Here is a 10,913-nt window from a genome sequence, read left to right on the forward strand (position 1 = left end):
TGCAGGTTCGTGGCGACTCGTGTGCGGAGCGTGGCCGGAAGCCATCGGTCTCTGTCGCTGATACCCTGGTAGCCCGTGGACCGGTGGGCGAGAAACCCCGGAACCGCAGCGACGGCGACCCCGGAGAACTCTCCGGCCAGGCAGCCGTAACGCACCCCAGACCGCGACCACGGGAGCCCCCCTTTGGCCATGACGCCCAAATCCACGACGACCAAGCACATCTTCGTCACCGGGGGTGTCGCCTCCTCGCTCGGCAAGGGCCTGACGGCCTCCAGTCTCGGCATGCTCCTCAAGGCGCGGGGCCTGCGCGTGGTCATGCAGAAGCTGGACCCGTACCTCAATGTCGACCCTGGCACGATGAACCCCTTCCAGCACGGCGAGGTGTTCGTCACCAACGACGGCGCCGAGACCGACCTGGACATCGGCCACTACGAGCGCTTCCTCGACCGCGATCTGGACGGTTCCGCGAACGTCACCACCGGCCAGGTGTACTCGACCGTGATCGCCAAGGAGCGGCGCGGCGAGTACCTGGGCGACACCGTGCAGGTCATCCCGCACATCACCAACGAGATCAAGCACCGCATCCGCCGCATGGCGACGGACGAGGTCGACGTCGTGATCACGGAGGTCGGCGGCACGGTCGGCGACATCGAGTCGCTGCCGTTCCTGGAGACCGTCCGCCAGGTCCGTCACGAGGTCGGTCGTGACAACGTCTTCGTCGTCCACATCTCGCTCCTGCCGTACATCGGCCCCTCGGGAGAGCTGAAGACGAAGCCGACCCAGCACTCGGTTGCGGCGCTGCGCAACATCGGTATTCAGCCAGACGCGATCGTGCTGCGCTGCGACCGTGAGGTCCCGACCGCGATCAAGCGCAAGATCTCCCTGATGTGCGATGTCGACGAGGCCGCGGTGGTCGCCTGCCCCGACGCCCGCTCCATCTACGACATCCCGAAGACCGTGCACGGCGAGGGCCTGGACGCCTATGTAGTCCGCAAGCTGGACCTGCCGTTCCGCGACGTGGACTGGACGACCTGGGACGACCTGCTCGACCGCGTCCACAATCCCGACCACGAAATCACCCTCGCGCTGGTCGGCAAGTACATCGACCTGCCCGACGCCTACCTCTCGGTCACCGAGGCGCTGCGCGCGGGCGGCTTCGCCAACAAGGCCCGCGTGAAGATCAAGTGGGTCACGTCCGACGACTGCAAGACCCCGGCCGGCGCCAAGCAGCAGCTGGCCGACGTGGACGGCATCTGCATCCCGGGCGGCTTCGGCGACCGCGGTGTGCTCGGCAAGGTCGGGGCGATCAAGTACGCCCGGGAGAACAGGATCCCGCTGCTGGGCCTGTGCCTGGGACTGCAGTGCATCGTGATCGAGGCGGCCCGCAACCTCGCCGACATCTCCGACGCCAACTCCACCGAGTTCGACCCGGCGACCGGCCACCCGGTGATCTCCACCATGGCCGAGCAGCTGGACATCGTCGCCGGTGAGGGCGACATGGGCGGAACGATGCGCCTGGGCATGTACCCGGCGAAGTTGGCCGAGGGTTCGATCGTGCGCGAGGTGTACGACGGCAAGGAGTACGTCGAGGAGCGGCACCGTCACCGCTACGAGGTGAACAACGCCTACCGGGCGGAGCTGGAGAAGAAGGCGGGCATCCTGTTCTCCGGCACGTCGCCCGACGGCAAGCTCGTCGAGTACGTGGAGTACCCGCGCGAGGTCCACCCTTACCTGGTGGCCACGCAGGCCCACCCCGAGCTGCGCTCGCGCCCGACGCGCCCGCACCCGCTGTTCGCCGGGCTGGTGAAGGCCTCGGTCGAGCGCCAGCAGGCTGAAGGCCTCGGCAAGAATTCGGACTGACACGAGAGTTGTACGGTGGCCGGGGTGCGAACCTTCAAAGGTTCGCGCCCCGGTTTTCTTTGGCGGGTTCTTTTTGAAAGCGTGTGGAAGGGCAGGGCATGACGATCAAGGACACCCCGCAGGAGTGGGAGGTCCGGGCGACGGACACCCCCTTCGTGGGCAACAAGACCTCGGTCCGCACGGACGACGTGGTCATGCCCGGCGGCTCGGTGGTGCGACGCGACTACCAGGTCCACCCCGGCTCGGTGGCCGTCCTCGCCCTCGACGACGAGGACCGCGTCCTGCTCATCAAGCAGTACCGTCACCCGGTGCGCCAGAAGCTGTGGGAGATCCCGGCCGGCCTGCTCGACATCCCCGGCGAGAACCCGCTGCACGCCGCCCAGCGCGAGCTCTACGAGGAGGCGCACGTCAAGGCCGAGGACTGGCGGGTGCTGACGGACGTCTACACGACCCCCGGCGGTTGCGACGAGGCCGTGCGGATCTTCCTCGCCCGTGGTCTGTCCGAGGCGGACGGCGACCGCTTCGAGGTGGAGGACGAGGAGGCCGACATGGAGCACGCGCGCGTGTCGGTCGACGAACTCGTCCGGGGCGTGCTCGCGGGCGAGTTGCACAACAACTGCCTCGTCGTGGGCGTGCTGTCACTGGTCGCCGCGCGCACCGGCGACGGACTCGACGCGCTGCGCCCGGCGGAGGCGCCGTGGCCGGCCCGTCCCTTCGAGTCCTGAGCACACCCTTCAGTGTGAAGATCGGCTGATCCGATCGGGGGACGTCCTCTCCCTGCCCGCCGTGCTCCGCACGGAACGTAGCAGAGCGTGAACTAGGCTCTGAATACGCCCGAACCGGAGTCCCGGCGGGCTTGCGCGTGTGGTGGGACGGGAGCGTGGCCCGTGACGGATCAGGTGGTGGACACAGGCGGCGTGCAGGTGTCGGCACACGCGTCCGGTGAGAGCCAATTCCTGGGCCGCACCCGCGAGTTGAAGGAGCTCCGCGCCGACATCGAGCGCGCGGGCCTGGACACCCTCTCCGGCCGCAAGGCGCCACGCGCGCGCGTACTGCTCATCGCGGGCCGTCCCGGCTCCGGCCGCACCGCGCTCGCCGAGGAACTCGCACGGCAGGTGGCGGACCGTTACGCCGACGGCGTCCTGCGCACCCGCCTGAGCGAGCCCGACGGCACCCCCGTCCCCGTCGGGCGGGCCGCCCGCGCCCTGCTCACCGCCCTGGACCGGCCCATCCCGCCCGGTGCCGCCGAGGACGACCTCACGGCGGCCCTGCGCGAGGCCCTCGCGGAGCGCCGGGTCCTGCTCCTGCTGGACGACGCCGCCGAGGCTGAGCAGGTCGACGCCCTGTTGCCGGACTCCCCGGAGTGCCTGGCCGTCGCCGTCTCCGACGGTCCGCTGACCGGGATCTCGGACGTACGGCCCTGCACCCTCGGCGGCCTGGACACCAAGTCGGCGGTGGAGCTGCTGTCCCGGTACGCCGGCTCGGTCCGCATCACCGTCGACCCGCGTTCCGCCGAGGGCCTCGTCGAGGTGTGCCAGGGGCAGCCGGCCGCGCTGATGCTGGCGGGCGGCTGGCTCGCCGCCCGCCCCAAGGCGGCCGTGGCCGACCTCGCCAAGCAGCTGCGCGCCGAGGGCGAGGAGGGGGCGCCGCTCGGCCGGGTCTTCCGCCTCGCCTACGCGTCCCTGCCGACCCCCGCCGCCCGCATACTGCGCCTGCTGACCCTCGCCCCCGGCGGCATCGTCGACCCGCACACCGCCTCCGCCCTGGCCGGCAGCTCGGTCGACGGCGCCCGCACCACCCTGGACGACCTCACCGCCCTCGGCCTGCTGCACTCCGTCGACTCGCCGCTGCCCCAGTACGAGGTCCCGGCCTGTCTGCACCCGTACCTCAGGGCCCTCACCGAGACCCAGGACCGCCCCGCCGAGCTGCAGCTCGCCCGCGCCCGCATGCTGGAGCGGACCGTGCGGCTGCTGCAGTCCTGCCGGGCGATCACGGAGACCGACAGCCCCGAGACCCGCCAGAAGCTCCTCGGCATGCCCCAGGCCCTGCGCTTCCCCAACCCCAGGGCGGCCGCCGACTGGCTGACCATCCGCAGGCCCGCCCTGCTGGCCGCGGTCCGGGCCGCGGTCGCCGACGGAGAGCTGGACACCCTGGCCCGGCGCCTGATGTCCCAGCTGGTCAGGGCGCTGGTCGTGCACGTCGGCACGCAGGCGGCCGCCGACGACCTGTACGCCGTCCACAGTCTGGTCCTCGATGTGGCCGAGCGGCAGAACCTGCCCCGCGAGATGGCCGCGGCCCTGCTGAACCTCGGCGACGTCGACGCCCGGGCGGGGCGCAGGCAGGAGGCGCTGGCGCGCTATCGGGCCGCGCTGGACGCCGGCCGGCAGGCGAACGACCCGTATGCGGCCGGCCGCGCGATGGAATCCGTAGGCGGGGCCCACCTGGAGCTGCGGGACTACGACCGGGCCGCCGACTGGTTCGGCCGGGCGCTGGCCCAGCGGCTGGCCCGGGGCGAGCGTGCCGACGCCGCCCGGCTGTACGGCCGTATCGCCGAGGCCCACACCTATGCGGGCCGGTACGGCGAGGCGCTGCGGAACTGGCGGGCCGCCGTCGCCGGGCACCGCAAGAACGGCGATGTCGCCGGGCACGCCCGGGCGTTGAGCGAGCTGGCGCGGGTCCAGGAGTACGCGGGGCGGCCCGAGGAGTCGCTGCGGACCTGCCAGGAGGCGGTGGAGTGGGCGCGGCGCGCCGAGGACCCGCGGCTGCAGGGCGCCCTGTATCTGCGGCTCGCCGACACCCTCGACCACCTGGGCGATTCGGCGGCGGCGCAGCTGCACCGGGGCGCGGCCCGGCGGATCCTGGGGGAGGAGCCCGAGGAGCCCGATGTGGACCCGTCAGAGCCCCAGCAAGACAGTTTCGAGCCGGAACATGGCCCTAACGCCTGCGAAATCCGTAGTACATCTGCTGAAGATTGATGCAATGAAAGGCTAGACAGCGGGAACACCTTCATTAGACTGGCTCTGCCGCACCTTCTCCTGCGGTGTCTCCCGGTGTGCCCATGCATGCACGGGTATGTCTTGCAATGCCCCCACACCCTCTGAGCCAAGGACCGTGATCGACGTGAAGGTCGGCATCCCCCGCGAGGTCAAGAACAACGAGTTCCGGGTGGCCATCACCCCCGCCGGTGTGCACGAGCTGGTGCGCCACGGCCACCAGGTCGTCATCGAGCGCGGCGCCGGTGTCGGCTCGTCGATCCCGGACGCCGAGTACGTCGCCGCAGGCGCCCGGATCCTCGACACCGCCGACGAAGTGTGGGCCACCGCCGACCTGCTGCTGAAGGTCAAGGAGCCCATCGCCGAGGAGTACCACCGCCTCCGCAAGGACCAGACGCTCTTCACCTACCTGCACCTGGCCGCCTCCAAGGAGTGCACGGACGCGCTCATCGAGTCCGGCACCACGGCGATCGCCTACGAGACGGTCGAGCTGCCCTCCCGGGCCCTGCCGCTGCTCGCCCCCATGTCCGAGGTCGCCGGCCGCCTCGCCCCGCAGGTCGGCGCATACCACCTGATGCGGGCCAACGGCGGCCGCGGCGTCCTGCCCGGCGGTGTTCCGGGCGTGCTGGCCGGCCGGGCCGTCGTCATCGGCGGTGGCGTCTCCGGCTGGAACGCCGCGCAGATCGCCATCGGCATGGGCTTCCACGTGACCCTGCTCGACAAGGACATCAACAAGCTCAAGGAGGCGGACAAGGTCTTCGGCACGAAGATCCAGACCGTCGTCTCCAACGCCCTGGAGCTGGAGAAGGCCTGCCTCGAGGCCGACCTCGTCATCGGCGCCGTCCTCATCCCGGGCGCCAAGGCCCCGAAGCTGGTCACCAACGAGCTGGTCTCGCGGATGAAGCCGGGAAGTGTCCTTGTCGACATCGCGATCGACCAGGGCGGCTGCTTCGAGGACTCGCGTCCCACCACCCACGCCGAGCCGACCTTCCCGGTCCACAACTCGGTCTTCTACTGCGTCGCCAACATGCCCGGCGCGGTGCCCAACACCTCCACCTACGCGCTGACCAACGCCACGCTGCCGTACATCCTCGAACTGGCCAACCACGGCTGGGTGGAGGCGCTGCGCCGTGACCCCGCGCTGGCCAAGGGCCTCAACACGCACGACGGCAAGGTGGTTTACCGGACCGTCGCGGAGGCACACGGACTGGAGCACGCGGAGCTCGAATCGCTGCTCGGCTGAGCCGATCGGTTAAGTCACTTTCTGGTAAAGGCGATACGTCAACACAAGTCGTCAACCGCACGCACTCGGCCGGACCTTGCCCGAAAAGGTCCGGCCGGATGTGTGTATGGTCACTTTGCGACTCTCGGTCAACTCGCCTCGAACGCAACCCTTCGCCCGATTCGCACACCGGTGAAACCCACTGTGCGACGGCCGTACGCCCTTGACAGCGGGATGTTTCATTGTCGACACATCTGCCCGGTCCGGCGGATTGTGTTGCTGCGAACCGCCGACACGCCATAGAGTCGCCGACTGTCGGCATGGTGCCACGCTGACCTGTCTAGAAGTTTCCTGGTCACCAAGGAGGTAAGACGACTTGTGAATGAGTCGACATTTTCTCCCGGGGGTGGTCAACCAGGAATGCCGGTACGGGGCCAGGGTCCCGCGGGGTTCGAGGCTGTCGGCTCCGTCGCGGTGCGCACCTTCGCAGCCCACCAGGGTCCCCTGACCTCAAGGGTGACTCAGCCAGCAAACATGAGCATGGATGGCCATCACGTGAACGCCATGGCCGGCGACGGAAGTGGCGCGCCCCACAACCACTTCGCCGACTACGACGAACTGCCCGAGGGGCACTTCTACGACCCCGACGCGGAGTACGAGCCCGACCCCGAGTACGCGGCCACGCTCGCGCCCGACGCTGCCCGGCAGCGCCGCGAGCGCGTCGGCCCGACCGGGCGTCCGCTGCCGTACTTCCCGATCCCGGGTCCGCTGACCGACCACGGCCCCGCGAAGATCATCGCGATGTGCAACCAGAAGGGCGGCGTCGGCAAGACCACGTCGACCATCAACCTGGGTGCCGCGCTCGCGGAGTACGGACGCCGGGTCCTGCTCGTCGACTTCGACCCCCAGGGCGCGCTCTCGGTCGGTCTCGGCGTCAATCCGATGGAGCTCGACCTCACGGTCTACAACCTGCTCATGGAGCGGGGGATGTCGGCCGACGAGGTGCTCCTGAAGACGGCGGTCCCCAACATGGACCTGCTCCCGAGCAACATCGACCTGTCGGCCGCCGAGGTCCAGTTGGTGAGCGAGGTCGCGCGTGAGTCGACGCTCCAGCGCGCCCTGAAGCCGCTGCTGCCGGACTACGACTTCATCGTGATCGACTGTCAGCCCTCGCTCGGCCTGCTCACGGTCAACGCGCTGACGGCCGCCCACAAGGTGATCGTGCCGCTGGAGTGCGAGTTCTTCGCCCTGCGTGGCGTGGCGCTGCTGACGGAGACCATCGAGAAGGTTCAGGAACGGCTCAACCCGGACCTGGAGCTCGACGGGATCCTCGCCACGATGTACGACTCGCGCACGGTGCACAGCCGTGAGGTGCTCGCACGTGTCGTCGAGGCGTTCGACGATCACGTCTACCACACGGTCATCGGGCGCACGGTCCGCTTCCCGGAGACCACGGTCGCCGGTGAGCCGATCACCACGTACGCCTCCAACTCCGTCGGAGCCGCCGCCTATCGCCAGCTCGCCAGGGAGGTGCTCGCCCGGTGTCACGCCGAGTGAGTCTGCCGGGGGCCGACGAACTGTTCCGCACGACAGGGGGTATGGCGCTCCAGCCGTCCACTCCCCGGCGCCCGGCCAACGGCGAGGCCCGGGTGCCGGCTCCCGCGGGGGAGTCCGATGCCGTCGCGGCGGAGGACGCGCCGCAGTCGGTGCCCGCGCAGGGCGGTGACGGCGACGGCGCGGAGCATGTCGCCGCCGACGCCGAGTCCGTCGACGCCGGCGAGTCGCGCAGCCGTGCCGCGGCCGCGGAGCGCTCCGCGCGGCGTCAGGGGGCGCAGGAAGGTTCTGCCGGGGCGCCCGCGAGTGCCGCAGGCGGTTCTGCCGCGTCCGGTGCGGCTGCCTCCGCCGCGCCGCGCAAGCGCGGACGACAGGCCTCCCGCCGGCCCAGCGGTCGAGAGCGGCACGACGAGAAGATCACCGTGTATGTCTCCGCCGAGGAGCTCATGGATCTGGAGCACGCGCGTCTGGTGCTGCGTGGCGAGCACGGGCTGGCCGTCGACCGCGGGCGGATCGTCCGCGAGGCGGTGGCCGTGGTCCTCGCGGATCTGGAGAGCCGGGGAGACGCCAGCATCCTGGTACGACGGCTCCGCGGGCGGTAGCGGTAGCCTGCGGGGGCTATGACCTCGAACGACGTTCCCGCATCCGGCGCCGGTGCCTCCGGCGGGCGGCGGCGTGTGCTGGGCCGGGGGCCGGGGGCGGCGCCTGTGGCTCCGCCGGTCGAGCCGGTTCCTGTGGCGGCTCCGGATCCCGTGGAGCCGGAGGTTGTCGTCCCGGAGCCGAAATCTCAGCTCATCGAGGCGGAACCGCAGGTCGTCGAGCCGGAACCCGAGGTCGTCGTCCCGGAGCCGGAACCTCCGGTCGTGGTGCCCGATTCGGCTCCGGAAGTCGCTGCTGCCGAGCCCGGGCCCCGGCCCGCTGCATCCGATGAACCCGATGACGGCGTCTTCAAGGTCCGCCTCTCCAACTTCGAGGGCCCCTTCGACCTCCTCCTCCAGCTGATCTCCAAGCACAAGCTCGACGTCACCGAAGTCGCGTTGTCCAAGGTGACCGACGAGTTCATGGCGCACATCAGGGCCATGGGCGCCGACTGGGACCTTGACGAGACGACCGAGTTCCTCGTGGTCGCGGCCACGCTGCTCGACCTCAAGGCGGCCCGGCTGCTGCCCTCCGCCGAGGTGGAGGACGAGGCCGATCTCGCGCTGCTGGAGGCGCGGGACCTGTTGTTCGCGCGGTTGCTGCAGTACCGGGCGTACAAGCAGATCGCCGACATCTTCAGCCGGCGGCTCGATGACGAGGCCCGGCGTTATCCGCGGACCGTCGGGCTCGAACCGCACCACGCGGAGTTGCTGCCCGAGGTCGTCATCAGCATCGGGGCGGAAGGATTCGCCAAGCTCGCGGTCAAGGCGATGCAGCCCAAGCCCAAGCCGCAGGTCTACGTCGATCACATCCACGCGCCGCTGGTCAGCGTGCAGGAGCAGGCCGGGATCGTCGTCGCACGGCTCAGGGAGCTCGGCGAGGCCAGCTTCCGGGCGCTCATCGAGGACACCGACGACACCCTCACCGTCGTAGCGCGATTCCTGGCGCTGCTGGAGCTGTACCGCGAGAAGGCCGTGGCCCTCGACCAGGAGACCGCGCTCGGGGAGCTCCTTGTGCGGTGGACCGGCGGGGACGGGGACGAGACGCCCATGGTGACCGACGAGTTCGACCGGCCGCCCGAGCCGCCCAAGGAGGAGAAGAAGGCGTGAGTGAGGAGACCACCGAACTTCCGGCCGGACTGCGTACCGTCGCCGACCTCGACCTCAAGCCCGCCCTGGAGGCGATGCTCATGGTCGTGGACGAGCCCGCGACCGAGGAGCACCTCGCGAAGCTCCTGGAGCGGCCGCGGCGGCAGATCGCCGACGCCCTGCGGGAGCTCGCCGACGAGTACGTCATGCAGGGGCGCGGCTTCGAGCTGCGGTTCGTCGCGGGCGGCTGGCGTTTCTACACGCGTGCCGAGTACGCCGCGGCCGTGGAGCGCCTCGTCCTGGACGGGCAGACCGCCCGCCTCACCCAGGCCGCCCTGGAGACGCTCGCCGTCGTCGCCTACCGCCAGCCGGTCAGCCGCAGCCGCGTCTCGGCGGTGCGCGGAGTGAACTGCGACGGTGTCATGCGCACCCTGCTCCAGCGCGGGCTGGTCGAGGAGGCGGGCGCGGAACCCGAAACAGGTGCGATCCTGTACAGGACGACGAACTACTTCCTGGAGCGGATGGGCCTGCGCGGTCTGGACGAGCTCCCGGAGCTCGCGCCCTTCCTCCCGGAGGCGGAGGCGATCGAGGCCGAGACCCAGGAAGGGGTGCCGTCGTTCGACCCGGACGCTCCCGATGACGGTCCGGGCGCCTCGGTCAGCCGGGGCTCCGACGACGTAGACGACCAGACGGAACTTTGATGCGAAGCAGCAGCGGCAGGAACAGCAGCGGAAACAACGGCGGGAGCCGTGGTGGCAACAGCGGCGGCCGCGGCGGAAGCAGCGGTGGCCGCGGTAACTACCGCGGTGCCGGTAACAACCGCGACGACAAGCCGGGCGGTCGGCCGAAGAAGCCGCGCCCGGAGGAGCGGCGCTACGACGTGGGCCCCGGCGCCACCCAGGACGGCCCGAAATCGGGGCGTGGCGCCTCGGCGCGCGGCGGCGCCAAGGGTGGGCCCAAGCAGGGCCAGCAGCGCGGCACCGGTCGGGGCCGTTCGGCTCCGGCGACTTCCCGCGAGTACGACGCGCGCGCCGAGGAGCGCAACCGCGAGCGCTACGCGGGCAAGAAGGACGTCAAGCTGCCCAAGACCTTCCCGGGCGCCGAACAGGAGGGCGAGCGGCTCCAGAAGGTGCTCGCCCGCGCGGGCTACGGCTCCCGGCGCGCCTGCGAGGAGCTGATCGAGGAGTCGCGGGTCGAGGTCAACGGCGAGATCGTCGTCGAGCAGGGCCTGCGCGTCGACCCCGAAAGGGACGAGATCAAGGTCGACGGGCTGACGGTCGCCACGCAGTCGTACCAGTTCTTCTCGCTCAACAAGCCCGCCGGTGTCGTCTCGACGATGGAGGACCCCGAGGGGCGTCAGTGCCTCGGCGACTACGTCACCAACCGCGAGACCCGGCTGTTCCACGTCGGCCGGCTCGACACCGAGACCGAGGGCGTCATCCTGCTCACCAACCACGGTGAGCTGGCCCACCGCCTCACGCACCCCAAGTACGGCGTCAAGAAGACCTACCTCGCGGCCATCGTCGGCCCGATCCCGCGCGACCTGGGCAAGAAGCT

9 protein-coding genes are annotated in these 10,913 nt (G+C 70.4%); all 9 read left to right on the top strand.

Annotated features, from left to right (window positions below; genetic code table 11):
* Positions 1–189 precede the first annotated feature (189 nt).
* Positions 190–1,860 (top strand): CTP synthase, encoded by a 1,671-nt coding sequence (gene pyrG / locus ABD932_RS43335; RefSeq protein ID WP_345022020.1) that lies wholly within the window; start codon positions 190–192, stop codon positions 1,858–1,860.
* A gap of 98 nt (positions 1,861–1,958) precedes the next feature.
* On the top strand, positions 1,959–2,585 hold the full coding sequence (locus ABD932_RS43340; protein WP_345022022.1) for an NUDIX domain-containing protein: 627 nt from the start codon (positions 1,959–1,961) through the stop codon (positions 2,583–2,585).
* Positions 2,586–2,747: 162 nt separating this feature from the next.
* Positions 2,748–4,835 (top strand): tetratricopeptide repeat protein, encoded by a 2,088-nt coding sequence (locus tag ABD932_RS43345; protein ID WP_345022024.1) that lies wholly within the window; start codon positions 2,748–2,750, stop codon positions 4,833–4,835.
* A 136-nt stretch (positions 4,836–4,971) separates the two neighbouring features.
* A complete protein-coding gene (gene ald / locus ABD932_RS43350) occupies positions 4,972–6,096 on the top strand; it encodes an alanine dehydrogenase (RefSeq protein ID WP_345022026.1) in 1,125 nt (374 codons plus the stop codon).
* A gap of 399 nt (positions 6,097–6,495) precedes the next feature.
* On the top strand, positions 6,496–7,632 hold the full coding sequence (locus ABD932_RS43355; protein WP_175647350.1) for a ParA family protein: 1,137 nt from the start codon (positions 6,496–6,498) through the stop codon (positions 7,630–7,632).
* Positions 7,617–8,231 carry a hypothetical protein gene (locus ABD932_RS43360; protein ID WP_345022028.1) on the top strand — a complete coding sequence of 205 codons (615 nt, stop codon included), beginning with the start codon at positions 7,617–7,619 and terminating at the stop codon, positions 8,229–8,231. The genes ABD932_RS43355 and ABD932_RS43360 overlap by 16 nt, the downstream gene beginning before the upstream one ends.
* Before the next feature lie 18 nt (positions 8,232–8,249).
* On the top strand, positions 8,250–9,377 hold the full coding sequence (locus ABD932_RS43365) for a segregation and condensation protein A (protein WP_345022030.1): 1,128 nt from the start codon (positions 8,250–8,252) through the stop codon (positions 9,375–9,377).
* Complete coding sequence (scpB, locus tag ABD932_RS43370) at positions 9,374–10,057, top strand: SMC-Scp complex subunit ScpB (RefSeq protein WP_345022032.1); 684 nt, start codon at positions 9,374–9,376, stop codon at positions 10,055–10,057. Before ABD932_RS43365 ends, scpB begins: the two co-directional genes overlap by 4 nt.
* The coding region (locus tag ABD932_RS43375; RefSeq protein ID WP_345022034.1) for a pseudouridine synthase at positions 10,057–10,913 on the top strand (857 nt) is incomplete at its 3' end. The genes scpB and ABD932_RS43375, both read left to right, overlap by 1 nt.

The sequence above is a fragment of the Streptomyces shaanxiensis genome, assembly GCF_039537145.1.
GTDB classification, from domain to species: domain Bacteria; phylum Actinomycetota; class Actinomycetes; order Streptomycetales; family Streptomycetaceae; genus Streptomyces; species Streptomyces shaanxiensis.

Excerpts from the sequence above, each read along its gene's own strand:
- pyrG (WP_345022020.1), top strand. The coding sequence starts at position 190 with ATGACGCCCAAATCCACGACGACCAAGCACATCTTCGTCACCGGGGGT.
- ABD932_RS43340 (WP_345022022.1), top strand. The coding sequence starts at position 1,959 with ATGACGATCAAGGACACCCCGCAGGAGTGGGAGGTCCGGGCGACGGAC.
- ABD932_RS43355 (WP_175647350.1), top strand. The coding sequence starts at position 6,496 with ATGCCGGTACGGGGCCAGGGTCCCGCGGGGTTCGAGGCTGTCGGCTCC.
- ABD932_RS43365 (WP_345022030.1), top strand. The coding sequence starts at position 8,250 with ATGACCTCGAACGACGTTCCCGCATCCGGCGCCGGTGCCTCCGGCGGG.